Source organism: Paenibacillus sp. UNC451MF (assembly GCF_000686845.1).
GTDB lineage: Bacteria > Bacillota > Bacilli > Paenibacillales > NBRC-103111 > Paenibacillus_S.
In genome coordinates, this window is the sequence record NZ_JMLS01000019.1 from 1 (window position 1) to 24,062 (window position 24,062).

Sequence of the window (24,062 nt, forward strand, 5' to 3'; positions counted from 1 at the left end):
AGCGTGCTCGGCACTACTATTACTGCCGGTACCCTGACTTCCGCTGGGACCATCACCAACATTCTGAACGGTACCATTACTAGCGTGCTCGGCACCACTATTACTGCCGGTACCCTGACTTCCGCAGGGACCATCACCAACATTCTGAACGGTACCATTACTAGCGTGCTCGGTACTACTATCACTGCCGGTACCTTGAGTAGTGTTACCTCGATCTCGCAAAAAAGCTTCGTCGAACAATCGACTCTCGCCATTACGACAGGCAACACTTATACGCCATTGCCGGCTATTACAACAGGCGTACTGGGAGTTTATTCTTTCTTCATCTTTAACAGCGGCGCTAATCCAGTGGATACACAGCTGGAAATTAGTGCGGACGGCACGAACTATTATGTCGATACGACAGGAGATAACCCCATTGCAGCAGGTGCTACAGATGTCGTAGTAGCCGCCCGTTTCTTAAAATATACCCGCCTGTCCTATCGCTCTACGAATGCTGGCAGCCCTTCTACCATCAATGTCTATTTCAACGCACAAGGAACATAACCCGCCGAACAAAAATATACTGTGTTATCCCAAAGAGTACATGGGCTTCCATGTACTCTTTCTTCAGGAGGCCGAAGGATGGATACTAGGATCGGAGTCCATATCATCATCAAAAATGAATCGGAGCTTCTTCCCCAATGTCTAGAGAGCGTAAAAGATGCGGATGAAATCATCGTTGTAGATACAGGGTCCGATGACGGCTCCGATGAAATAGCCAAAGCATATGGAGCTAAAGTCATTTATGAGAAATGGGACCATTCATTCTCCGCTCCTCGAAACGAAGCCCTTCGATATGCAGCCACCGACTGGATTATTTATGTGGACGCAGACGAGTGTCTCATAGACGGTGTGGAAGCTATAAGGACACTTCTACAGAATTCGAATGCAGAAGCATACTCGGTCCTGATTGAGAATGTGCTTGGTCCGTCCCTGGAGGATCGGCTTTTTCATAGAGCAGTAAGAATATTCCGAAGTGGGAGAGGCTTCGCCTTTCGTGGGGCGATCCATGAAGATATCGGACAGTCTATCGTTGAGAAGTACGGAGCTGCATCCATTCAGGATTCCTCCCTCCTTCTTCGACACTACGGGTATTTGCCTCAGCGAATGAGCAGCAGAAATAAAATGGAGAGAAATGAGGCTCTGTTGAAAAAAGAGTTGGCCGAGCAGCCCCTGAATCCGTTTTATTTGTATCATATGGGGATTACCTGCTGTCAGGGCGGACGACTGGAGGAAGCCAAAGCCTATATGAGCAGGGCTCTCGTTCATACTCCCGATTCAGCGTCGTTCCGCCCTACTTTGGTTCGGGATTTAATTAAAATTTTGATTGAGCAGCAATCATCGATTCACGCGGAAATGATGCTTCGTAAAGAGCTGCGAACGTATCCGGATTATGCGGAGCTGTATTTTTTATTAGGCCAGGCATTAGAAATCCAAGGCCACTTCGAGGCAGCACTAGAAGCTTTCCACAACGCTGTATCTCATCACAATGACCACTATGTGACAGAGGCAGGGATAAGCAGCTACCGCTCCCTTCACAAAATAGGAGAGAATGCAGCCCGTCTAGGTAGATACGAGGCTTCGGCACAATCGTTCTATCAAGCACTTCAAGCGCATCGCACTTATCATCCCTCGCTTATGGGCATAGCCGATGCCTTCCAGCAGCTTGACGTATCTAACGCAGAAATTGCCTCCTTGTTACTTACACTCGTTCAGCCTCAATCCTCTTCCGATTACGCTGCTTTTGCCGATGCCTTATACCGTATTGGGGCTTTTCAAGAATGCATAGCTTCTATCCCTGTAACCGCACTTGAAGATTCCTCCCTGCGCCTTCGCTGCACTCTGTCACTCATTCAATTAGGCCGATTCGCGGAAGCAAAACAATGGTTGAGTGCAGCCACCTCCGCTTCGGATCAGGAACAAACAGTCCAGCTTCGCAGCATATGCCAGTGGCAGCTTCACGGCCGTCTGCGGGAGACGGCCCTACCAGACGTGCCTGTACAACTGCACGAAACACTCTGTCGGCTTGATCGCTATCTCCTAGAAGATGAACGAAGTGATAACGACGAGGAAATCCAACTTTTATCCGAGCTTGCCTTTAAGCTAATCCGCCAGGCCGTTTCCCTTCAATGCTTGAAGGCAGCAGAGCTTCTGTCAGCTTTATCCGATGAGTGTGAGCTCGTATATGCCAAAGAGCTTTATCGTTTAGGACGAACGAACAAGGCTGCTGAACTGCTTATCGCTTTGCTGCATGAGCAGAGGTTGGATGAGGAAGGCATGTTCATGATTGGCGAAATTTTATATGACAAAGGGCATTACCTGCAGGCGGCTGAAATGTTCGAGGGATCACTATCCACACTGCCGGATGCTCCAAGAACGAGAACCGCTGCTTCCCTTTCTTATCTTCAGCTGGCTGCGGACAACTTGCGAAGAGCCGCTTCGAGCTCAGAGGATCAACAGCTGTTTGCAGATGATTTGATCAAGATCGACAGGAGCATTAAGCTGCTGAATCGAACCGGATGGCATACCGAATGGACCGGATACCAAAGGAGCGTTCGACATGAAGCGACCCGCAATCTCTTTATGCATGATAGTAAGGAATGAAGCCCCCTCCCTTCCTCGCTGTCTCAAGAGCGTTCAAGGTGTGACGGATGAAATCATCATTGTAGATACCGGTTCCACCGACGATACAGTTCCTATTGCCAAGAGCTTCGGTGCCAAAGTAATTTCCGTTCCTTGGAACGGGAACTTTGCGACTGCACGGAATGCGGGACTCAATAAAGCCAGAGGCACCTGGATCTTATTTCTCGATGCAGATGAAGAATTGGCCGCGGAGGATACAGAGCAGTTAAAGATCTGCGCAGGACATCTCGAATTCGAAGCGTTCTTCCTTCAAGTTCACAACCATTCCGGTGAGACACTCAGCTCTCCAACAGCGACCGTCAACCCGATTGTGCGTATGTTCCGCAACCGTCCGGAATATCGGTTTCGCGGCTCCGTACATGAGCAAATCGCTGTTTCCATTATAGAGCGTAGACCTCAGGCCGCCTTTCATTTGACCACGGTCAAAATTCATCACTATGGCTATGCAGGAACCGTTGTCACAAGCAAGGACAAGATACGCAGAAATCTGAAGCTGCTTGAGCAGGCACTAAGCGATAATCCCAACGATCCATTTCACCATTATAATGTCGCTGTAGAATACATGCGCATGCAGGATTGGCGCTCGGCTCTAGTCCATCTTCAACAATCGCTGTCCTTAAGCGGACCCGACACGAGCTACTATCACTTAATCTACAAATACGAGAGCCGCTGCCGATTGGAGCTTAGAGAGTATGAGGAAGCTATCGAGGCCTGCGACCGCGGCATTTCGCAGTTCCCAGACTACAGTGACTTATACCACGTGAAGGGGACTGTACTGTATGCGTCAGGCAGGAAGCCAGAAGCCAAGGAGTCACTGCTGCTTGCCTTGCAGAAGGGCAGCCCTCCCGCCCATTACCATACGGATGCAGGAGCTGGAACGTTCTTATCCGCTTTTACTTTGGGACAAATTTGTGAAGAGCTTGATGAGGCGCAAGGTGCGATTCATTGGTACGGTGAAGCACTACGCCATAATCCTGCATGGACCGCTCCATTATTGAAGCTGATCCGAACCATGAGACTGGCTAATCGGGAGAATGAACTGCAGATGCTGCTTCTGGGGCCCGTGCGCCCAAGCTCCCCTGAGGCCATCACCGTTGCTGTCAAAGCTTTGCTAGGAGAGGACTGTAAGCAAGCGGCGATGGCGTTACTGGCATCCTTGTCCCAGGATGGGGGCAGCACTTCCGAGCCAAATCTTCCCCCCCATATGAGCCTTCCCTCCTCAGTTGAGGATACAACCGCGGAACGAATCAAGAATGCGTATCTTCACGGAAGTAAGGGAGAAGCATTACAGCTGCTGCGGACTTGGTTAACTACTTCCTCAGCAGCCCAGGAGGTTTCCGTAGGTGAGGCGTATCGTAAGAGCAAAACGCTGATGTCATTAGCTGACAGCCAGTTGAGCTGTCTCACCGAATCCCTCCCACGATGTGTCATATATCTTCAAGTCAGGCGGGATCTACCGTTTCCCAAGATCGAGCTCGAGGAGGGCTGATTACCTGTATGCTGGACTTAACCCTATGCATGATCGTAAAAAATGAAGCAAAGCATTTGGAACGCTGCCTAACCTCTGTCCGCAGCCTCGTCAGAGAAATCATCGTGGGTGATACGGGCTCAGAGGATGAGAGTATAGATATCGCCAGACAATTCGGGGCCCGGATCGTTCCCGTCGTTTGGGAGGATGACTTTGCCTTAGCCCGCAATACCGTTCTGGAGCATGCTACCTCTCCCTGGATTCTCATTCTTGACGCTGATGAAGAGGCTGTGAGCTGGAACATCCCGGAAATGATTTCCTTGCTCACAGATTCCGAAGTCTTCGGCTATTACGTTCAGTTGGTAAGCTATGTCGGTGATCGGAGCAGCCGGGAGTATATGACGGACAGCGTCTGCCGCTTGTTCCGCAACGACCCCCGTATTCGTTTTCAAGGAACCATTCACGAGGACACGGCCCGGAGCATACTTGAGCTACCTGGGTCGCCTATCGCTTTTTCCAGCCTGACTATCGCCCACTACGGCTATTTGCAGGTCGAGCTAGTGAGCAAAAACAAATCCAACCGCAACCTGTCCATCCTTCAGAAAGCTTTAACAAAGACCCCCGAAGATCTCCTGCTTCGTTATGCGCTGGGGACGGAGCATTTTCAAGCCCAGCAATATGAACAAGCTGCATCTATCCTGCTCCCTTTACTGAAAGAGGTGCGTCCAAATCAAGGCTATGGTTCAGACCTGTATATCAAAGCCTCCTATTCTCTTTTCATGCTCGGTCAGGACGAGCAAGCGGGTCAAGTTATTGAAGCGGGGTTAAGCCAATATGCCGATTTCAGCGACCTGCATGATCTCAAGGCTAGTGTGCTTCTGCGTCAAGGCAAACCTGCAGCTGCCTTGGATGCGGTGAATATGGCACTGCGCTGTGGTGATGTCTCCGCCTCCTACACGACGACCTCCGGATGCGGAACTTACAGAACCCATTACTCCGCTGCGCGCATTTGCGAGCGGCTGTTTCATTATCAAGAGGCATTGCAGCATTATGAGCGAGCCCTATCTTTCCGTTCGGACTATCTCCCGGCATGGAGCGAGCTTATTCCGCTTCTTTTGCTTGAGGATCGGCCTCTCCACTTGATTGGGCTGCTGCAGCGCTATCCCGAGGCATGGAACGCGGAGCTTCTGTCTCTTCTCATTCCTTCTGCCTTGAATGCTCGATCGACAGAAATCATTCAATATGTACTATATGAATCGTCTTGTGCTCGCAACCTACTTCCTCCACTGCTCGATATCATGCATCTCTTCCAGAAGGATAAAGATGAATCCGCCTGCTTCAAGCTGCATGACATGCTGCGCACAGCTCCCGACGATCCCATGCTGATCCGATACTTATGGGCATCCGCATGGAAAAGGCAGGATATCGCCTACGCCCGGTATATGGCAGAGCAGTTCTGTCAGGACTCACTCTATACCATTCAGCAAGTCATGGAGACTGAACAACAAGCTGCATCCAACTTCTCCGATGGGCTGGGTGTGCTTCAAATGCTCGTGCAGGTCGGAGCGTGGGAGGCAGCGCTTCTTCTGTATCAGCACGCCAGCAGCCCTACTATTCATATGGGCGCCATTCCGCCCTCCCTCTTTTGCGGCTTATTGAAAGCCCCCGCAAACATCAAAAAAGAATGGTGCCGCATCTATGAAAACCGCTGCCTCGAAGCACCGACGAATCGACTGGATTCAGCGGAAACCTTTGTTTTCACCCTAATGGCTCAATCCTGCGGCACTATTCTTGACTTGCCTGCCCGACGTTGCAGTGCACCAGACCGATCTGCGGCTTATATCGGAGCCGCCTGCTATCAGTTGTCCAAAGCCTCCTATTACGGAGGCCTCTCCATTGAAGAGTCTGACTTTCGGGTTTATTTCAGGGCCTTCTCTTTTTAGTGAATCATCAAGAGATGAATTCGCTCAATATCTTCGACCACTTTGCTCCCCATATCGACTTATCAAAAGCTTGAGCCGTGGCCCAAGCGTTAGAGCCGAGTGTTAGGCGCAGCTCCTTGCTCTCGACTAGTGCGCTGACCGCCTCGAATATCCGATCTTCGGTAGGGGGAACCAGCATGCCGTTATACCCGTCAATAATCAGATCGTTCAGGCCTCCAACATTCCCGCTAACCACAGGTAAGCCGCAGCTCAATGCCTCCAGGCACGAATAGGAGGTTCCTTCTGAGAAAATCGTCGGTATCACTGCAATATCTGCATGACGATACGCTTCGGCCATTTGATGAAACGCGTAGGCTTGATGCCGAATCCTTTCCCTATGGGGATGGCTATCGAGCCATAACCGAAACGATTTCGTCATAATGCTGTCATCGATCACTTCCCCCGCAAACTCTATGGTCACATGCGGATAGACGTCAAGCAGCCTGTCCGCTGCAAGCATCATCGGCACGATACCTCTCTCGATGCTTATCCGTCTTGGATATATAATATGCAGGGTCTCAGGAGGGCGGCCTATGGTGTCCGCAGGCGTGTACTCTTTCGTGTCAACGGCATTGGGGAGCAAAACGATCTGCTCAGGGTCAGAGAAGGAGCAGACTGCCCGACAATAGGTTAGAAAATGAGAGTCAACGGATATGATCCGCTTCAATTGCCGAAGAGCAGCTTGAATGTGTTGTGCGATCTCCGTCTTATGCTCCTGGGGGTACATCGGGTTGTCCCAGTTAATCCCATGACATATGCCGAGGCTTCCGGGCTTATATCGAATGGGCTGCCATATAAAGCTGGCATAGATCAGTTTGCCCTCGGTCTCGGAGCTCATTAGGTTAAACGTATCGACGAGCCCTTTTTCTCTGGAATCGTAGCCGATAATATGAATACCCTCCACCTCTTGGTGAAACGAGCCGCTTGCGGATAGCTGATGAACGACTGGCTGATGGCCAAGCTCTCGGATTATGCATGATAAATCATATAAATACCTTTCCAAGCCACCGCCATATATTTTGTCCGTCTTGCCGTTGTAGGCATCTGCAAAGCTATGCGTTAAAATACCGATTTCCCGAGCCATGCTTCCTCCTCCTTCCACTCCACCAAATTCGGATTCGGGTCCAATATCGACTGATACTGTTCCATATCTCCCCATTGCCCTTCGGGATCGCGTTCCATGTAACGCAAATACTTGCGTTTCAACTCCTCATAAGAGACGGCCCATCCATAATGCTTGACCCTAAGCTCCGTTAAAAATCCAGGCAAAGCCGCATAAGTAAGAGGCAGCCGCGGCACATGATGATCCATTTTAGGAAAAAAATAATGATATTCGGGAATATATCGCACAAGAGTTCGAGTATGCCGCCGATGAATTTGCCAATGCGGGTCATCACGATAGTGTGTTGTTCCGCCCCAGAAGTCGAAAAACCGGAACCCTACCCAATCATATTGATCCTGATCAATGATCGTCCGCATCCATATTTTTGCCTTCTCCTCGTACAATTCGTCCGCATCGACCGCCAGCAGCCAGTCAGGCTTCGTGGAACAGGCCGCATCCCATAGTATGGAACGAAGCTCCCATTCCATGTGAAATTTCGATTGATCGAGCTCAATCAGCTTGGTCACTTTGGGGAACGCTCTGCATAGCTTCACCGTATCATCTGTGCTGGCATCGTCGACGATCACGATGTCGTCCACAAATTCGCTCAAATCTTCAAGCACCGTTTCCAAATACCGATTCGCTTCATTCCGCACCTGCATGATCGCCGTTAACCGGTTGTCCGTTGTTTTACGAATCGGTTCCCTATTCATCTTGCCATCCCACCAAGACGCTCTGCGTCGCTTGATCCCATTGCTCCACTTCGACCATACTGTTCAACGCCCTCCAATCGCTTATTGAGCCGCGTAGAAAGGATTGGATCGCTTGATGACGTCTGCCTCGAATCAGATGCATCGTACCTCGTAGCATTTCAGCCAAATGCCGCTCACCTGCGGGAACTCCGGTTCGCTCTAGCAAGCGCAGCGCCTCTTCCCACCGAAAAGCCAGAAGATAGTTGGACAAGGCGAACCTGTCGGCATCCCGAGAACCGAAAGCTTGCAGCGATTGAATTGCTGAACAATAGTCCTCGTTTAGCCGATAAATTTCCGCTTGAATTAAGTCATGTCTTCCTTTTTCAAGCAGCTCGTTTAATAATTGCACGCTGCGCTTCTCGTCCTCCGTAAAAGCCGTAACGGCATAAATCCGAATCGCTTGATCGGACTTGCCGGCTTGTGCCTCCATAGCGGAAAAAAAGCGGTAATGGGTGCGAAGACAATCCGCATGGTCCTTCATCATCATTTGCTCGAACGATGCAGCCAAAAATATCTTTGCGGAAGCGCGCTTCAATAAATAGAGATACGATGCGAGTAAATAACACACCGTTTCATGATCTCCCCATTGTTCGTACAATCCATTATAGTAGGCTGCTCGGGACTCCCACTGCCGGTGCTTCCAAGGCGTAATCGGCTCTCCACGGTCAAGAGCCCGCACGGCTTCCGACCATAGCTGCGTCTCCCGGGCATCATTAGGCAAATAGAACACATTGTCGTTACGAAAGCATTGTTCCAAATAAATCTTTTCAGAGCTGCTCCCGATTAGATCAGATTGTGAGGCAAGAAGGGCATTGAACTTATTCCAGAAGCCCGAGCTTTCCTCTTCCACGTTTCGTTTCAGTAAGGCAATGATTTTGCGAGGTACAATGGTATATGCATACTGCAGCATGAATGGAGAAGCAACCACTGCAATGTATTGATCCTTCTCCAAGCAAGAGAGCTCGTCGATCGTAATCGGCTGTAAATCATACTTCTCCCTTTCCTCCATGCTGATGCTGCCGAAGAAAAGCGTCTGTTCACGCTCAGGCAATTGTTCAATGTAAGGTTTAAATGGGAATGACGCCCAGCCGTTATGGCTGTAAATTACGTATTTCAGGCCAATCCCCCCTCTGAAAATCCACTCGTTCCATCATATTGAACATCGGGCCATTTTGCTTGGGTCAGTCACCTAGATACAGTGAAACGATGAAAAAAGAGCCGAATCCCCGCCATCGCAGGTTTCCGACTCTTAGCTCATTCATTCTATTGTTATTTTACCTTCCGCTCCACGATTGAACGGGCAATCCATACGCCAGCAGCCCCTGCTTGAGCCAGTCCCCTTGTAACTCCGGCACCGTCTCCTCCGCAGTACAAGCCTGCAATCTCGCTCTCCAGGTACATGTTCAGCTTCGGTCTGGCCGAATAAAATTTGGCTTCAACACCGTAAAACAACGTATGCTCGGAGGCAATCCCTGGAGTCACTTTATCCAGCGCCTCAACCATTTCGATCAAGCTTTTCATCGTATTATAAGGCAGTACGAGTCCCAAGTCGCCTGGAACCGCTTCTTTAAGCGTCGGCTCAAGGAAACCCTCCTTAATGCGTGCTTCTGTAGAGCGGCGTCCGCGGATGATGTCTCCATACTTCTGAACAATGACGCCTCCATTGGACAAATCGTTGGCCCGCTGACATATTTCTCTTGCATATTCATTAGGCTTGTCGAACGGATCGGTAAATCGATGAGATACCAGCAGCGCAAAGTTCGTATTGGCAGACCCCAGCGCCGGGTCCTTGTATGCGTGACCGTTAGCCGCCATTACACCACTATGGTTCTCAACCACCACATGCCCTGACGGATTGCTGCAGAAGGTGCGGACACGAGTTCCTACCGATGTATTGTAAATGAACTTCCCTTCGTACAAATGCTCGTTAATCTCACGCATAACGACATCCGACGTTTCTACGCGAACCCCGACATCAACCTGGTTGTTGAACATTTTGATCCGACGTTTTTTCAGAATGTCAGTCAACCATGCCGATCCATCCCTTCCCGGTGCGACGACGACGTAATCCGCTTCCATTTCCTCACCGTTTTTCAAGGCTACTCCGACCACCCGGTAGGCTCCATTATCCTTCACTGTCAAAATATCAGCCACTTCCGTCTTATACAGCATATCGATGTGCTGCTTCAGGTACTGATTGATCGATTGGAGGATCTGCAAGTTTTTCTCCGTACCCAAATGGCGTACCTGCGCACGCAGCAGTTTCAAGCCCGCCGCATAGCCGCGCTGTTCGATGGAGCGAACAACCTCTGTCATCGGATCCGTAATCGTATCAGGGGCACCATGCTCCAGATTGATTCCATCTACGTATTTGATCAGATCCAGCACCTGCGATGGCGCCAAATATTCTGTCAGCCATCCGCCGAATTCCGTCGTAATGTTAAATTTGCCGTCACTGTAGGCTCCCGCTCCGCCAAAGCCTGCGGTGATAGAACAGGCAGGCAGACAGCCCGCGAACTCCTTTTTACCTGCCGCTGGCGGGCATAGCTTTATTTTCTCCTCCAGAATCGGACAGCGACGGCTGTCGATATCATGGCCTTTATCAATTAACAGCACCTTCAAATGTGATGCTTTCGATAACAATTCATATGCGGCAAAAATCCCCGCTGGTCCGGCTCCAACAATAATGACGTCGTAACTTTTGCTCATCCTCTTTGTCCCTCCGCAGTTAAGAAAAATTATGCCACCCCTTACGGGCATACCTCATTCCCAAACAAAAAGCGAAGCAAGCCTTAGGCCAACTTCTGCTCCTTTTGGAGAAAAATCCGCAATCATCGTGGGATCCGTTTGCTCAGGTGCGCATAAAAAAATCCCGACCCTCGAATGGATGCGGAAAGCCCGCCCACTCGTAGTCAGGAATTATCGGTTCCTTGTAGAGACCTTCGACCCGTATCGCCGAAGATATACGAACAGTTACTCAATCTATGTCATATTCTATTGCCACTACGAATGGTAAATCAAATCACTACAGATGTCAAGAGATATTCAACTATTTATTCGTATTTAGTGCTAAAGTCCAGTTAATTTATTAAATATCACCATCTTATATAGAGTAAAATCCGAACATTAATTAATGATCATAAATAAAGGAAGATCCTAGATTTGTATTTATTTTTTCCATTAAAAAGGAAATAACGACTTGCTTCACGAATACTTTATGACGTAGCTCATGTCACACGTGATACAAGAACGAGCTATGCCATGATTAAAATAAACTCCATCACGCTTGTTCCGCTCACGTATAACCGATTACTTTGGCCTGAATCAACACACGGCATTGAAATTATAAATCTATTGGCAATACGAAGTGATGTTAGTGATTTATTTTGATGGAAGGAGCTTGCCTCGATGGTTATATCGGTCATTCTTATACTGCTGGGTGTACTAATGATAAGTAAGCCTTCTATCATTTGGCACATAGCCGAGAGTTGGAAATCTAATGATGCAACAGAACCTTCGGGTATGTATATCGTATCGACGCGTTTTGGCGGGATTATGCTCTCTCTTGCTGGTATTGCGGGAATCATTGCTTTAAACTTGTAAAAATGAACAAGAACAGGAGCAAACGACTATGGACGAATTAATCTGTCTTCTTGAAGAGCATCAGATCAGCTATGAAATTATTGACCATAAAGAGCCTATTCGTTCCGCCCAAGACGGAGCCGCATTTTTTGGAATTGAGATCGGGCAGACAGCACCGACATTGATACTGAAGTCCGGGACGACAATGTACGCTTTTATTATTTCCGGGGATTATGGGAAGATTGATTTTGACGTAATCAAGGAACTATTGCAATGTGAGGAACTAAAACTAGCGAAGCCACGAGAGGTAGAAGAAGCAACGGGATACTCGGTAGGAAGCGTCCCTTTAATAGGACACGGCTTACCCACCATCATCGACAGACGCCTTCATCGTTATCCTTATGTCTACGGAGGTACCGGAGCGGCTACAAGCACTTTAAGAATAGGACCCCAAGACATAGAAAAATTGAACCATGTCATAGCCTATGATCGCTGAAGAGTGAATGGATATGAGTAGTACAGAGAAGGAGAACGTCATGGAAACTTCATCCGTATTAAAAATCGAACCGATTTCCGAACAGAATCAAGCTCAAGTTAGGCAATTCGTGCTTGATGGTTTAGCCGAGCATTTTGGGTTCCTAGATACCACTCTAAATCCTGACCTTCACAACATCATTGACCATTATACGAATCAAGGGCATGTCTTTTTGGTCGGAACCGTTGGCAATGAAGCGGTCTGCTGCGGAGCATTAATCCCCTATGATGATCATACCGGGAGAATCGTACGCATGTCGGTTAAGAAGACTTATCGCAGGCACGGATATGCGAGCCGAATTATAGAAGCTTTGGAAAAATTCGCCATGCATAAGAGCTACTCTAGCATTATACTTAAAACGTTGGCTCATTGGGAGGACGCGGTCGGCTTTTATCAATCAAAGGGGTACGAACAGAACCGACTTGAAGGCGACAGCGTCGTAATGACCAAAGCGTTATTAACAACCAAGTCCTGTTAAGTGCCCGAATGGGTGGCTGCGTACTATCCAATAGCAAAGGGCCTCCCACCAGTAGTCATCTACCGTTGGAATGGCCCTTGATCCTGTAGCTCTTGGCGACAATTAATCCTTCACCTTCTCGAGAGTCTCCTCCTTCTCCCAGCTGCTGAAATGATCCTCCCATATGATGTGATAAAAGCCCTGCTCGGCCTCCATAATAATGCCACGGGTTCCATCCAGCTTAAACACGACCCGATCTCCAACCTCAAACATAAGGATCACCCCAGTCTAAAAACGATTCCGTGACCACCTTTCGGGTATTCCCATTTAATATTTTGATGAGGACAGCCGATGCGGCAGCTGCCGCACTCATGACAGCCTTCATAGCCGACATGCATTCGGATATCCTCCCATTTGTACACTTCCGCCGGACAAAAGATCGTGCAAATTTTATCGGGGCATTTCGTCAGACAGGTATCCGCATCCAAGACGGTAAGATGAGATTTGGTATCCGCGTTAAAGCGCAGAAGATACTGCTTTTCTTCGATGGACTGGCCTTTCGCCTGATCGCTCATTACTTTATCACCTTCCATGCCCGGTACATATCCCGCGCTATTTTCAGCTTTTGCTTGACCGTGCCGATGTCACGCCATATTTTCTTTTGCTTCTCCCGCTTCGAGGTGCCGTCGACCGTGAACATTTGGCTCGCTGCACGGTTCATCATCGGGATATACTGATCGAAATATTGCGGGAATTTATCGAAATGGTGTGTGGAGTCTTTATACTTTTTCAAATCCTCGCCGACGAAGCTCTCCATCAGCCGCTGCCGGTAGTGATCCAGCATCTCTTCAGAGAAATTGCCCGCTTGTTTGGCCATCACTATCGTCTCCGCAGCCAAGCGCCCGGACGTCATCGCCATGTTCGAGCCTTCCCGGTGAATCGCATTCACGAGCTGCGCCGCATCCCCTACCACAAGGACTCCATTACCGACCACCTTCGGCATCGAATAATAACCGCCCTCCGGAATGAGATGAGCCAAATATTCCTGTGACTCGCCCCCCTGCAGGTACGGCCGTATCATAGGATGCTGCTTGACGTATTCCAGCAGTTCATATGGTTTTATTTTATGCTTGATAAGCCCGGACAGGAGTGTGCCGACGCCTATGCTGAGCGTATCTTTATTCGTATACAGGAAACCGGTGCCCAAAATCCCCTTCGTCGCGTCGCCGAACAGCTCAATCGTGCAGCCCTGACCTTCCTCCAGGTTGAAACGGTCCTCAATGATTTTGCGGTCCAGCTTGATGATCTCCATAGTCGCTAACGCGACTTCATCGGGCTTGAATTCCTTATGGAACCCGAGCGACTTGGCAAGCAGCGAGTTGACTCCATCCGCCAGCACAACGACATCCGCGTATAAATCTCCATCCGGACGGTCCGTGCGAACGCCTACGACTCGCCCATCCTCCATGATGCATTCCAGAGCTACCGTCTCGTTAATAAGCAATGCGCCCTGCTCGACTGCCTTTTGTGCAAACCATTGGTCGAATTTGGCCCGCAGCACGGTAAAATTGTTGTAAGGCTCGCGCCCCCACTCCATCCCTTTGTAGCCAAACGTAACGGCGGATTCCTTATCCAGCATCATAAAGCGCTGTTCCACGATAGGGCGCTCGAGCGGCGCTTCTTTATAAAATTCCGGGATGACGTCCTCCATCATTTTGCGGTATAGGACGCCGCCCATTACGTTTTTGGAGCCGGGGTATTCGCCCCGCTCCAGCAGCAGCACATCAACTCCAGCCTTGGCGAGCTCATATGCGCAGGCAATTCCCGCAGGCCCGGCCCCGACGACAATACATTCAAACTTTTCGGACATAGCCGTCTTCCTTTCTGCCCAGTGCCTTTGTGAACTGCTCGATCAAGAGCGGAACGATCTCGAACGCGTCGCCTACGATACCATAGTGACATGATTGGAATATTGCAGCGGACGGATCTTTATTGATCGCAATAATTAAGCCGGAGTTCTGCATACCGACAATATGTTGGATCGCTCCCGATATCCCGATGGCAAAATAAATTTTGGGTGTTACGGTTACGCCTGTCTGCCCCACCTGATGATGATGCTCGATCCATCCCGCCTCTACGACATCCCTGCTGGCGCCTACGGCAGCTCCCAACGTATCGGCGAGCTGGTGAATGAGCTGGAAACCATTCGGGCTGCCCAGCCCCTTGCCCCCTGCCACGATGATGTCAGCTTCGTCGATCCGTACCTTGTGAGTCGTCTCTCTGACGATCTCCAGTACCTTGGTACGTACGTCCTCTTCCTTAAGGGCAATCGCTTCCTCTATCAGCTTACCGGTACGCCCCGCTTCTCTAGGCAACGCTTTCATGACTTTCGGACGCACCGTGGCCATCTGAGGGCGGTACTTCTTGCAAAGAATCGTCGCCATAATATTGCCTCCGAAAGCAGGCCGGCTGGCGAGCAGCAAGCCTGTATCCTCCTCCACATCCAGAATGGTCGTATCTGCCGTCAGCCCTGTCGGCAGGTCGGTTGCGACCGCGCTCGCGAGGTCTTTGCCCGTGGAAGTAGCTCCGTACAAAATAATTTCCGGCTTATATTTTTGCGTACAAGCGAGCAGCGCCTTCATAAACGTCTCCGTCCGGTAATGCTTGAAGATCGGCGCATCGTATACGTACATCGTATCGGCCCCGAATTCAAAAGCCGTTATAGCAAGCTGCTTTACGTTGTCTCCGATCAGAATACCTGCCAGCTCCGTACCCCGTTTTTCGGCCAAACGTCTACCTGCACCCAGCAGTTCCAGCGAAACCGGCGCAATCGCTCCATCCTTTTCCTCTATAAACACCCAGATACCGCGGTAATCTTCGAAGCTCACAAGGCTCCACCCCCAGCCTGAAACAATTCTTTTCGCTCCAGTAATACGCCGAGCAGCCGTTCCACCTGTTCATTCGAAGTTCCTTGAAGTATTTCGCCCCCTTGAGGCTTTTGTGGCGCCCATACCGAAGAAACGATAGTCGGAGAGCCTTTCAGGCCTAATTGAGTACGGTCGACTTCCTCCAGGTCGTTCACAGACCATATATGGGGCTGATATCGCGCCGCCTTAATAACGTTCGGCAAAGGCGAATAAGGAACTTCATTAATGTCCTTCTCTACGGACAACAGACAGGGCAGTGTCGATTGAATAACCTCATAGCCGTCCTCAAGCTTCCGGTGAATGATAATGTGGCCCTGCTCCTTGCTGACTTCAACGACTTTGTTCACTGAGGTAAGGGGCGGGATGTCCAGTCTTCGGGCAATGCCCGGCCCTACCTGCCCGGTATCTCCGTCAATGGTCATTTTGCCGCAAATCACGAGGTCAATCGGGTCTGTCTTAGCAATTTTCTCTAACGCCTTGGTGAGCGAGTAGCTGGTTGCCAGCGTATCCGCCCCGGCGAACGCACGGTCCGTGATAAGATACCCCTCGTCCGCTCCAATTTCAATGCATCGTTTGATGGCCTTCACCGCAGGGGGAGGGCCCATCGTCAGAACGGAAACCGTCCCTCCGTACCTTTGCTTGAGGCGAACCGCCTCTTCTACCGCGTGCGCATCATACGGATTCAAAATCGCCGGGGCACTGGCCCGATCCATCGTGTTCGTCTTCGGGTTCATCTTGATGATCTTCGTATCCGGTACCTGTTTGATACAGGCGACAATATGAAGCATGTTCGCAGCACCTCTTTACTATGATCCGTTATTGTCTGAATACTTTAGTATATAGGGCAGATCCGGATAACATGCCTAGTTTGACCCTCAGGACGGAAAAAGGCACCCCGGTTCGGGGTACCTCGTGTCTGCTGAGAAACCTGTGAAACTCGAAATATTGCTACGATACTCCGATGGGGTATGCCCCTCCGGCCGCTGTTGAAACCCGTGAATGTAATTAGAATCTAGCGGTATATTCACGAGTTTCAAAGGCGGACGTAAACTCCTCCGAGGCATACTCCACCTACTTATATAGCAAATTCCCCGAAGATCAGGTTTCTCAACAAAATAAAAGACACCCCAAAACGGGGTGCCTCGAAATATTATTTAAAAGATAATTGCAAATTGTATTGATTAAACCCAACCGCGAGCTTCCATAGCTTTGGAGATACGCTCCAAGGAGATCATGTAAGCTGCTGTACGAAGATCGGTTTTATAACGAGTAGCCAAAGATTGTACCGCACGGTAAGCATCGGACATAGCCACTTTCAGCTTACCGTTAACTTCTTCTTCGCTCCAGTAGTAGTTCATCAGGTTTTGTACCCATTCGAAGTAAGAAACTGTCACACCGCCAGCGTTAGCCAGGATGTCAGGAATAACCTTTACGCCTTTTTCGAACAAGATAGCATCCGCTTCTGGTGTTGTAGGACCATTAGCCGCTTCAGCTACAATGCTCGCTTTAATTTGAGCTGCATTATGGGAAGTAATTACGTTCTCCAACGCTGCAGGCACCAAAATATCTACATCCAGCTCAAGCAGTTGAGTTGCAGGAATGATGTGGGAATCACCATACTCCAAAATGTTAGAGTGGTCTTTCAAACGTTCTACTTTCGCCAGATCCAAGCCTTCCGCATCATAAATCGCACCGCGGGAATCGCTGACAGCTACAATGTTGCAGCCGAGTTCAGCCAATAAACGAGCGGCAATTCTGCCTGCGTTACCAAAGCCTTGAATAGCCACAGTAGCGCCTTCAGTCTCTTTACCCATATCATGAAGAGCATCTTGAATCGCAAATACGCAGCCACGTGCTGTAGCTTCGTTTCTACCTTTGGAACCACCGATAATAAGCGGTTTACCTGTAATAACGCCTGGGGAGTTATGGCCTCTCAAACGGCTGTACGTATCCATCATCCAACCCATGATTTGTGGCGTAGTGTATACGTCCGGCGCTGGAATGTCTTTTTCAGGTCCTACGATCTCATGAATAGCTTCCATGAAAGCACGGCTAACGCGCTCCAGCTCGCCTTTACTCATTTCGCGAGGATCACAAATAACGCCGCCCTTGCCTCCACCGTATGGCAAGCCTACAACGCCGCATTTGAAACTCATCCACATGGACAATGCTTTAACCTCATCCAGTGTTACGTCAGGGTGGAAACGGATGCCGCCTTTGGTTGGACCCACTGCATCATTGTGCTGGGAACGGTAGCCTTCGAACACTTTTACTTTGCCATTATCCATTTTTACAGGGAATGTAACGGATAACACTCTTTTCGGCTGCTTCAAAATTTCTACGACTTCCTCGGGCAGTTGCAGCAAAGAAGCCGCCTTTTCAATTTGGCGTTGGGCGATCTTAAAAGGGTTAAGATTTTCTTCAGTTACTGTAGTCTCAAGCATTGAACAATGTACCTCCTGGAATGTTGTTTTTAGTTCCTTTTTTTCCTAACTAACATAAGTTTATATTTTTTTTGTTAATTTGACAATTGATGCGAGCATATTTCCGAAATTCGTGTTTATTTTGTCACTTTTAGTAACACGAGCTCGTCTCTTGAAATTCCTGCATTTATGCTACAATAAAAGGGTAGAAATAACCCAAGAAATTTTTTTGGAGGAACCCGTGAAAAGACTATCGATGCGGCTTCATTTAACAATCACGTTTGCCATCGTGGCCCTCATTCCCATCCTTGTCCTCGGCACTATTCAAGTGCAGCAAATCAAAAACATTACGAACGATTACAATAAAACGCAGATGCAGACCACCTACCGCCTAGCCGATGCTGTACAAACGTACACGTACTACCATCGCAACGCTGTAGAGACGTTAGCGGCGACCATCAGCGCCTCCAGTCCTCCATTTCGTACCCGTGAAAGCATGACGCTCAAGCTGCAGTCCGTCAAAACGAACTTGCCCAGCTTCTCAAGCCTTTTTGTCGTGAGTCGCGAAGGTACGGTGAGTGCATTATATCCCGATTCAGGAGCCGCGCAGCAGCAGCAGACACTGTTTGGAGCCAACGTTAAAGAGCGCGATTATTTCACCCAGGTAAAAGCAAAAGAAACGACGGCCATCACTCCGCTGTTCCGTGGACCCGAAGGTGCGAACAAACCTGCCATAGCAATCGCAGCTCCCGTCTATAACGATCAAAAGCAGTGGGACGGAATGATCGTCGGTGTGCTGGATATGAAGGCCATGGCACAGCTGGTCACCAAATATGACTACGGGACCGACGCCTACCCGGTCGTTCTGGATGCTACGGGACGTGCCCTATACTACCCTAACGGAGAAATTACAGATTCATTGGCCGATTTATCCGGCGAACCTGCTGTACAGGATGCAAAGGCTCAGGAGCAAGGTCAAGGAAAATACCGCTCCGGCGTTAACCGTCAAGAAGAGCTTGTAAGCTATAAGACGATTCCTGACCTAGGCTGGACCGTGATGGTAGCCAGATCATATAAGGCTGTAAATGCAGCGTTCAACGATTCGCTCCAGACGACGTTCCTGCTGCTTATCATCACGCTACTGCTGACCGTCATCGTAGGTACACTGCTGGCCAAACGGCTGAACAATACGATCCATGCCCTGGTCGGGTACACACAGCGGCTCGCGGATGGGATTAATGTATCACCTGACCGCTCCATCGCCTCCGGTGGAGTCCCTTATGAGCTTCATATGCTGGCTGATCATTTCTTCCGAATGGCCGAGCAAATCAAGGAAAACCAGCGGGCTCTCATTGAGCTGAACGCCGATCTGGAGCGTCGCGTTTCTGAGCGGACTCACAGCTTGCTGCGCAAAAATCAGGAGCTGGAGATCGTCAATACACTGCTCACTCCGGTCTCCACGCGAAGGAATGCGAGCGACATCATCGAGGACAGCATGGCTCATCTTCGCGGTCTGATCCATCAAGAAGTTCGGCTGCGCCTCTTCCCGCATACAGGCTCCTCTACTCTCGGCCGTTTTAAGGGCTGGGATGAAGGAACGATTATTCCTGCCGATGCCGGAAGCTCGGACTGCAGCGTAGCAACCATTCCAATTCAAGCAGGTAATCTGGCACTTGGCGAATTTGTGGTGCAGGGCGGCAGCGAAGCCGTTTTGAACGATAACGATCGCAAATTTCTCCATACATTTGCCGGTACCATTGCCATTCTGGTTCAAAATGATATGCTGCTAAGCAGCATCCGTCATGAGCATGCAACCTTAAACGCTGTCCTGGAGAGCATGTCCGACGCGATAGTCCTTATCGACACAAGTCAAAGGGTCGTCTATTTCAACCGCCGTATGACGGAAATGTTCGGCCTACAGCCCCAAGCGCTGCTGGCAATGTCAGAGGAAGAGTTATTCAGCGCGGTAACAGCCCTGCTCCCGGAACATGACGAAGAATGGAGCCTGTTCATCGGCAAAGAGCGACTCAATGCCAAATTCAAAGCCGTGGGGGCTAACGGCAAGGAACGTTTCATCTCGGTTGCCACTTTTCAGGTACTTGGTGACGAGCATAGCTTCGGGCGGGGCTACGTGTGGCGTGACATTACGAAAGAGCATGAAGTCGACGCACTCAAGAACGACCTGATCTCTCTTGCTTCACATGAATTTAAAACGCCCATTACAAGCATTCGAGGCGGTGTCGAAACATTGCTTCGACCTGACGCTTCGTGGGATGAGGATTTTAAGCAGGAGCTGTTGGAGGGGATACGCGAGGATATCGGACGCATTCAAGATCTGATCGATGAGTGGCTGGACATTTCCAAGATTGAAGCAGGCGCTCTGCGAGTCAATCTGCAGCCCGTTCGCGTCCAATCCGTCGTGCAAAGCGCCATCCAGCGAATGCCCCAACACGCTGGAGCAGGACACGCAAGCTTTGAGCTGGAGATCAACGATGAATTGCCGCTGCTTCGTGCAGATAGACTGCGGCTTGAGCAGGTGCTGGTGAATCTGTTCACCAACGCAATCCGCTACAACCATCGTCAGCCCATTATTCGCATCTTCGCGGAATCTGATGACAGGTTGGTTCACATCCTCGTTCAAGATAACGGCATCGGCATTGAGCCGGAGCATATGGACAACATCTTTGACCGTTTTTACCGGGCCGATGTATCCTCCAGCCGTCATACAGGGGGAACCGGTCTCGGACTTGCCATAAGCAAAGGCATCATCGATGCCCATGGCGGACAGATTCATGTGGAAAGCACACCGGGTGTAGGAAGCACCTTTACCCTATCCGTACCCAAATACGAATGGAAGAATGGGGATGAGCATGAAGAAGCATAAAATTCTCATCGTGGACGACGAGCCCAAAATTATCCGGTTCATCGCCGCCAATCTGAAATCATTAGGTCACGAGACCGCTGCCTGCTCGAGTGGACCCGAGGCCCTGGAAACGATAGATAGCTTTGATCCGGACTTGCTTCTGCTTGACATTATGATGCCCGGGATGGATGGCTTTGAGGTTCTGGAACGACTGCGCAGCTTCTCTAACGTGCCTGTCATTATCCTGACGGCCCGAAGTGATTCGACTGACAAGGTGCGCGGCTTGAATCTCGGTGCAGACGATTATTTGACCAAACCCTTTTCACTAGACGAGCTGTTCGCGCGGGTCAATGCGGTCCTTCGAAGAATCGACGGCCGTACGGCTGCGCATACGACCGCTTCCAGTGAAATTCGATTAGGTTCCGTAACGCTGAACTTAGCCCAGAGGCGGACATGGCTCGCGGATACGGAGATCAAATTTACCGAAACGGAGTACAATTTGTTCGTTCTGCTGATTCAAAATGCAGGGAAAGTGATGACCCATGAGCAGCTGCTTGGCGATATCTGGGGAAATGAATATCGCGATGATGTGGAGTACTTAAGGGTAGCTATAGCGCGTATTCGCCAAAAACTGAAGCAGGCTGACGAGAAGCTCGGGCTAATCGTTACTTACCCAGGGGTTGGTTATATGGCCAAACCCGCCGAATAAGACTAAATAAAGGGCTCTCTGTTCCTCAGCGACAGGGAGCCCTTATTTGTGTCTAAGTCTTATCGAGAATCGTTCCATGCTGGAAAAGCGTTCTTTAACGTCGTAAGAAACTGTGAAGCCGCAAGGGACAAAGGCATATCTCGGCGGATGGCGATGCCCACCGACCGGGGCATGATTGGCTCGAACGGCTTGAGCTCGATCAAGCTTCCTGTTTCTAGCTCCTCTTGTACGAACGAGCGTGTCACAAAGGCAACTCCGAAGCCGCGGCGAGCGCACTCAACGAGCAAATCGATACTGCCGAGCTCAATATCCGCCTCTACCGTAATCCCCTGCGCTGCAAACCACTGCTCGACGAATCGGCGCGTACTGCTTCCCTGCGACAAAAGCAGCAGCGGCAGAGCTCCCAGCTTCTCCGCAGTTATGGATGAGCCCCCTAGCTCCTTATAAGTCCCTCCCGCTACGAAGCAATCTTGAATGACCGAGAAAGCCGTCACCTCGATTTGAGGGTCAACGATTGGCATATGCACAATACCGAAGTCGATTTGTCCTTCTTTAAGGCGATGCACAATATCCGGCGTTTTACCGTGCGATAAGCGGATACGAATGTCCGGATACTCGGCATGAAAAGAGTCCAAATGTGGAAGCAGCATATGCTTAAACAAGGAGTCACTCGCCCCGACGCGAAGCTCCCCTCCTGTAAGCCTCTTGAGATTGTTCAGCTTGCTTTCTCCGGCATCCAGCAGCGAGAAGGACGGCTCCACGTAATCAAGAAGTGCCTGACCTTCTACCGTCAGCTTCACCCCTTTGGACTGCCGATGAAACAGCTTGACCCCGAATGCTTCCTCCATCTGCTTGATCGCATAGCTGACAGAAGGCTGTGTAATATACAGCTCTTGCGCCGCTTTGGTGAGGTTGCCTGCTTTGGCCGTATGATAAAAAATACGGTACCACTCTAAGTTTATCATGATATAAAACCTCTCTATGTCATAATGATAAAATGACGATTTCATCTATTCCATTTTCCTCATTATAATCAGATTAAGCAAAGCAATCAATGAGAGAGGGTGTGTGCAATGGAGCATACAATCGACCAACCGCATGGACGGGAATCACGCTCCCCCTGGTCCCGCTACAATGAGAAGCAGGAGGTTCGCATCAATCCTAATGGCAAAGCCATAACAGGAGACCTAACGATTCCAGGAAGCAAAAGCTTGACCAATCGCGCGCTCATCATCGCCGCGTTGGCGGAAGGAACTTCCCGGCTGGAAGGTATCTTAAAGAGCGACGATTCGTACTGGTGCATTCAATGTCTACGACAGCTTGGCGTCCAGATCGATGTCGAAGGTGAAACGGCCATCATCCACGGCTCGGGCGGAGCTTGGCCGAATCGAGAGGGAGACTTGTATTTCGGGGCGGCAGGTACGATAGCCCGCTTCTTGCCCGGTGCGCTTGCGGCAGGCAGCGGCTCATGGAAGCTTCAGGGCAGCCCCCGGCTGAGCGAAAGACCGCTGGCCCCGCTGCTCGATGCCTTATCCGCTCTTGGTGCTGATATTCATTACGAAGCGGCGCAAGGACGACTGCCATTAACCCTGCATGCGAAGGGCCTGCAGGGCAGCAGCGTGAGCGTGCCCGGATCCGTATCCAGCCAGTTCATCAGCGGGCTGCTGCTGGCAGCCCCGTATGCTCACAATGCATTGACCGTGCATATCGAAGGCACCGTCGTGCAGCGTGATTATGTCGAGATGACGCTCGACATGATGAGGACATTCGGCGTTGAGACCCAACCGGCGCCTGACAGCCAATCGATCTCCGTTCAGCCCGACAAGTACCAGGCTCAATCATTGGCTCTGGAGCCTGATGTTTCTACCTGCGGCTACTTCTGGTCGATGGCAGCACAGACAAATGGGCGTGTCCGAATCCAAGGCATTAATGATCAAACCCGGCAGCCGGATATTGAGATTCTGGATGTCCTCGAACGAATGGGTTGTACTGTTGTCCGCGGGGCCGATTTCATTGAAGTTACCGGAACTCGGCAGCTTAAGGGCGGCTTCACCGCCAGCATGAAGCGCTGGTCCGATCAAACCTTGACGATTGCCGCACTCGCTCCGTTCGCAGACGGTCCCATTACGCTCACAGACGCCGCTCATATCCGCCATCACGAATGCGACCGGATTGCTGCGATCTGCACCGAGCTCGGCAAGCTAGGGATTCGGGTGGAAGAGCACCCGGATGGTCTGACGGTTTATCCAGGTGAGCCCAAGCCGGCTCTGCTCGATACCTATGACGATCATCGCGTAGCGATGGCGCTTTCGTTGATCGCCGTCAAAGCGGACGGCATCCGGATAGCCGACCCGGGCTGCGTTTCCAAAACATGCCCCGACTATTGGGATCGGCTGAGCGCTCTTGGCTTGAATGTAACCCTTTCATAAACCTAGCACAGTAAAATAAACCTCTACGGAAAAAGGAGCTGCTCAAGCAGCTCCTAAGTTTGTCGAGAACCCGTTTCTCGAGAAATTTGCTATATCGATAGGTGGGGTATGCCTCGGAGGAGCGAGAGCGTCCGCCTTGGTTCTTGGG

The 24,062-nt window shown here is 50.2% G+C and carries 21 protein-coding genes and 1 riboswitch; of the genes, 10 read left to right on the top strand and 11 right to left on the bottom strand.

The window, feature by feature from the left end:
- The 4 genes from BP97_RS40715 to BP97_RS38965 all read left to right on the top strand — a co-directional run.
- On the top strand, window positions 1–546 hold a 546-nt coding region (locus BP97_RS40715), incomplete at its 5' end, for a DUF6385 domain-containing protein (protein ID WP_028550514.1).
- Window positions 547–624: 78 nt separating this feature from the next.
- Complete coding sequence (locus BP97_RS0118930) at window positions 625–2,646, top strand: glycosyltransferase family 2 protein (protein WP_028550515.1); 2,022 nt, start codon at window positions 625–627, stop codon at window positions 2,644–2,646.
- The gene (locus BP97_RS36815; protein WP_081824263.1) at window positions 2,603–4,174 is read left to right on the top strand and encodes a glycosyltransferase; all 1,572 of its coding nucleotides are present in this window, start codon (window positions 2,603–2,605) and stop codon (window positions 4,172–4,174) included. Before BP97_RS0118930 ends, BP97_RS36815 begins: the two co-directional genes overlap by 44 nt.
- An 8-nt stretch (window positions 4,175–4,182) precedes the next feature.
- Complete coding sequence (locus BP97_RS38965) at window positions 4,183–6,096, top strand: tetratricopeptide repeat-containing glycosyltransferase family 2 protein (RefSeq protein ID WP_051620759.1); 1,914 nt, start codon at window positions 4,183–4,185, stop codon at window positions 6,094–6,096.
- A 7-nt stretch (window positions 6,097–6,103) separates the two neighbouring features.
- Here the strand turns inward: BP97_RS38965 and BP97_RS0118945 are convergent, their stop codons facing one another.
- The 4 genes from BP97_RS0118945 to BP97_RS0118960 form a co-directional block, all read right to left on the bottom strand.
- On the bottom strand, window positions 6,104–7,219 hold the full coding sequence (locus BP97_RS0118945; RefSeq protein ID WP_028550516.1) for a glycosyltransferase family 4 protein: 1,116 nt from the start codon (window positions 7,217–7,219) through the stop codon (window positions 6,104–6,106).
- Window positions 7,195–7,950, bottom strand: coding sequence for a glycosyltransferase family 2 protein (locus BP97_RS0118950; protein WP_028550517.1), 756 nt, complete (start codon window positions 7,948–7,950; stop codon window positions 7,195–7,197). Before BP97_RS0118950 ends, BP97_RS0118945 begins: the two co-directional genes overlap by 25 nt.
- Window positions 7,943–8,998, bottom strand: coding sequence for a hypothetical protein (locus BP97_RS0118955; RefSeq protein ID WP_156043250.1), 1,056 nt, complete (start codon window positions 8,996–8,998; stop codon window positions 7,943–7,945). Before BP97_RS0118955 ends, BP97_RS0118950 begins: the two co-directional genes overlap by 8 nt.
- Window positions 8,999–9,258: 260 nt before the next feature.
- Window positions 9,259–10,698, bottom strand: coding sequence for an NAD(P)/FAD-dependent oxidoreductase (locus BP97_RS0118960; protein ID WP_028550519.1), 1,440 nt, complete (start codon window positions 10,696–10,698; stop codon window positions 9,259–9,261).
- A 180-nt stretch (window positions 10,699–10,878) separates the two neighbouring features.
- Window positions 10,879–10,978: riboswitch (purine riboswitch) on the bottom strand.
- A gap of 419 nt (window positions 10,979–11,397) precedes the next feature.
- On the opposite strand from BP97_RS0118960, the gene BP97_RS0118965 reads away from it, so the two are divergent.
- From BP97_RS0118965 to BP97_RS36825, 3 genes are read left to right on the top strand one after another with little or no spacing between them, the layout of a single operon-like run.
- Entirely contained in the window at window positions 11,398–11,592 is a 195-nt protein-coding gene (locus tag BP97_RS0118965) for a DUF6199 family natural product biosynthesis protein (protein ID WP_028550520.1), read from the top strand.
- 28 nt (window positions 11,593–11,620) lie between these two features.
- Window positions 11,621–12,067 carry an aminoacyl-tRNA deacylase gene (locus BP97_RS0118970; RefSeq protein WP_028550521.1) on the top strand — a complete coding sequence of 149 codons (447 nt, stop codon included), beginning with the start codon at window positions 11,621–11,623 and terminating at the stop codon, window positions 12,065–12,067.
- Window positions 12,068–12,080: 13 nt separating this feature from the next.
- Complete coding sequence (locus BP97_RS36825) at window positions 12,081–12,584, top strand: GNAT family N-acetyltransferase (protein WP_064745719.1); 504 nt, start codon at window positions 12,081–12,083, stop codon at window positions 12,582–12,584.
- A gap of 102 nt (window positions 12,585–12,686) precedes the next feature.
- Here the strand turns inward: BP97_RS36825 and BP97_RS40720 are convergent, their stop codons facing one another.
- From BP97_RS40720 to BP97_RS0119005, 6 genes are all read right to left on the bottom strand, one after another.
- Complete coding sequence (locus tag BP97_RS40720; RefSeq protein WP_197035494.1) at window positions 12,687–12,836, bottom strand: hypothetical protein; 150 nt, start codon at window positions 12,834–12,836, stop codon at window positions 12,687–12,689.
- Between the two features lie 5 nt (window positions 12,837–12,841).
- Window positions 12,842–13,138: a ferredoxin family protein gene (locus tag BP97_RS0118985; protein WP_442952377.1), complete on the bottom strand. Its 297-nt coding sequence runs from the start codon at window positions 13,136–13,138 to the stop codon at window positions 12,842–12,844.
- Complete coding sequence (locus BP97_RS0118990) at window positions 13,138–14,433, bottom strand: FAD-dependent oxidoreductase (RefSeq protein ID WP_028550523.1); 1,296 nt, start codon at window positions 14,431–14,433, stop codon at window positions 13,138–13,140. Before BP97_RS0118990 ends, BP97_RS0118985 begins: the two co-directional genes overlap by 1 nt.
- The gene (locus BP97_RS0118995) at window positions 14,417–15,451 is read right to left on the bottom strand and encodes an electron transfer flavoprotein subunit alpha/FixB family protein (RefSeq protein ID WP_028550524.1); all 1,035 of its coding nucleotides are present in this window, start codon (window positions 15,449–15,451) and stop codon (window positions 14,417–14,419) included. Before BP97_RS0118995 ends, BP97_RS0118990 begins: the two co-directional genes overlap by 17 nt.
- Entirely contained in the window at window positions 15,448–16,278 is an 831-nt protein-coding gene (locus BP97_RS0119000) for an electron transfer flavoprotein subunit beta/FixA family protein (RefSeq protein WP_028550525.1), read from the bottom strand. Before BP97_RS0119000 ends, BP97_RS0118995 begins: the two co-directional genes overlap by 4 nt.
- A 393-nt stretch (window positions 16,279–16,671) precedes the next feature.
- Window positions 16,672–17,934, bottom strand: coding sequence for a Glu/Leu/Phe/Val family dehydrogenase (locus BP97_RS0119005; protein WP_028550526.1), 1,263 nt, complete (start codon window positions 17,932–17,934; stop codon window positions 16,672–16,674).
- A gap of 220 nt (window positions 17,935–18,154) precedes the next feature.
- On the opposite strand from BP97_RS0119005, the gene BP97_RS0119010 reads away from it, so the two are divergent.
- Both BP97_RS0119010 and BP97_RS0119015 read left to right on the top strand, forming a co-directional pair.
- Window positions 18,155–20,797 carry a sensor histidine kinase gene (locus BP97_RS0119010; protein ID WP_028550527.1) on the top strand — a complete coding sequence of 881 codons (2,643 nt, stop codon included), beginning with the start codon at window positions 18,155–18,157 and terminating at the stop codon, window positions 20,795–20,797.
- Window positions 20,784–21,485, top strand: coding sequence for a response regulator transcription factor (locus BP97_RS0119015; protein WP_036746195.1), 702 nt, complete (start codon window positions 20,784–20,786; stop codon window positions 21,483–21,485). The genes BP97_RS0119010 and BP97_RS0119015 overlap by 14 nt, the downstream gene beginning before the upstream one ends.
- A 59-nt stretch (window positions 21,486–21,544) precedes the next feature.
- Here the strand turns inward: BP97_RS0119015 and BP97_RS0119020 are convergent, their stop codons facing one another.
- Entirely contained in the window at window positions 21,545–22,450 is a 906-nt protein-coding gene (locus tag BP97_RS0119020; protein ID WP_028550529.1) for a LysR family transcriptional regulator, read from the bottom strand.
- A gap of 108 nt (window positions 22,451–22,558) precedes the next feature.
- On the opposite strand from BP97_RS0119020, the gene aroA reads away from it, so the two are divergent.
- A complete protein-coding gene (gene aroA, locus BP97_RS0119025; RefSeq protein ID WP_036746180.1) occupies window positions 22,559–23,914 on the top strand; it encodes a 3-phosphoshikimate 1-carboxyvinyltransferase in 1,356 nt (451 codons plus the stop codon).
- Window positions 23,915–24,062 lie beyond the last annotated feature (148 nt).

What these genes read in the sequence shown, in the direction of transcription:
- BP97_RS0118985 (WP_442952377.1), bottom strand. Translation starts at nt 13,138, where the DNA reads ATGAGCGATCAGGCGAAAGGCCAGTCCATCGAAGAAAAGCAGTATCTT.
- BP97_RS0119005 (WP_028550526.1), bottom strand. Translation starts at nt 17,934, where the DNA reads ATGCTTGAGACTACAGTAACTGAAGAAAATCTTAACCCTTTTAAGATC.
- BP97_RS0118930 (WP_028550515.1), top strand. Translation starts at nt 625, where the DNA reads ATGGATACTAGGATCGGAGTCCATATCATCATCAAAAATGAATCGGAG.
- BP97_RS36815 (WP_081824263.1), top strand. Translation starts at nt 2,603, where the DNA reads ATGAAGCGACCCGCAATCTCTTTATGCATGATAGTAAGGAATGAAGCC.
- BP97_RS38965 (WP_051620759.1), top strand. Translation starts at nt 4,183, where the DNA reads ATGCTGGACTTAACCCTATGCATGATCGTAAAAAATGAAGCAAAGCAT.
- BP97_RS36825 (WP_064745719.1), top strand. Translation starts at nt 12,081, where the DNA reads ATGAGTAGTACAGAGAAGGAGAACGTCATGGAAACTTCATCCGTATTA.
- BP97_RS40720 (WP_197035494.1), bottom strand. Translation starts at nt 12,836, where the DNA reads ATGTTTGAGGTTGGAGATCGGGTCGTGTTTAAGCTGGATGGAACCCGT.
- BP97_RS0118970 (WP_028550521.1), top strand. Translation starts at nt 11,621, where the DNA reads ATGGACGAATTAATCTGTCTTCTTGAAGAGCATCAGATCAGCTATGAA.
- BP97_RS0118955 (WP_156043250.1), bottom strand. Translation starts at nt 8,998, where the DNA reads ATGGAGGAAAGGGAGAAGTATGATTTACAGCCGATTACGATCGACGAG.
- BP97_RS0118965 (WP_028550520.1), top strand. Translation starts at nt 11,398, where the DNA reads ATGGTTATATCGGTCATTCTTATACTGCTGGGTGTACTAATGATAAGT.
- BP97_RS0119000 (WP_028550525.1), bottom strand. Translation starts at nt 16,278, where the DNA reads ATGCTTCATATTGTCGCCTGTATCAAACAGGTACCGGATACGAAGATC.
- BP97_RS0118990 (WP_028550523.1), bottom strand. Translation starts at nt 14,433, where the DNA reads ATGTCCGAAAAGTTTGAATGTATTGTCGTCGGGGCCGGGCCTGCGGGA.
- BP97_RS0119015 (WP_036746195.1), top strand. Translation starts at nt 20,784, where the DNA reads ATGAAGAAGCATAAAATTCTCATCGTGGACGACGAGCCCAAAATTATC.
- BP97_RS0118950 (WP_028550517.1), bottom strand. Translation starts at nt 7,950, where the DNA reads ATGAATAGGGAACCGATTCGTAAAACAACGGACAACCGGTTAACGGCG.
- BP97_RS0118960 (WP_028550519.1), bottom strand. Translation starts at nt 10,698, where the DNA reads ATGAGCAAAAGTTACGACGTCATTATTGTTGGAGCCGGACCAGCGGGG.
- aroA (WP_036746180.1), top strand. Translation starts at nt 22,559, where the DNA reads ATGGAGCATACAATCGACCAACCGCATGGACGGGAATCACGCTCCCCC.
- BP97_RS0119020 (WP_028550529.1), bottom strand. Translation starts at nt 22,450, where the DNA reads ATGATAAACTTAGAGTGGTACCGTATTTTTTATCATACGGCCAAAGCA.
- BP97_RS0118945 (WP_028550516.1), bottom strand. Translation starts at nt 7,219, where the DNA reads ATGGCTCGGGAAATCGGTATTTTAACGCATAGCTTTGCAGATGCCTAC.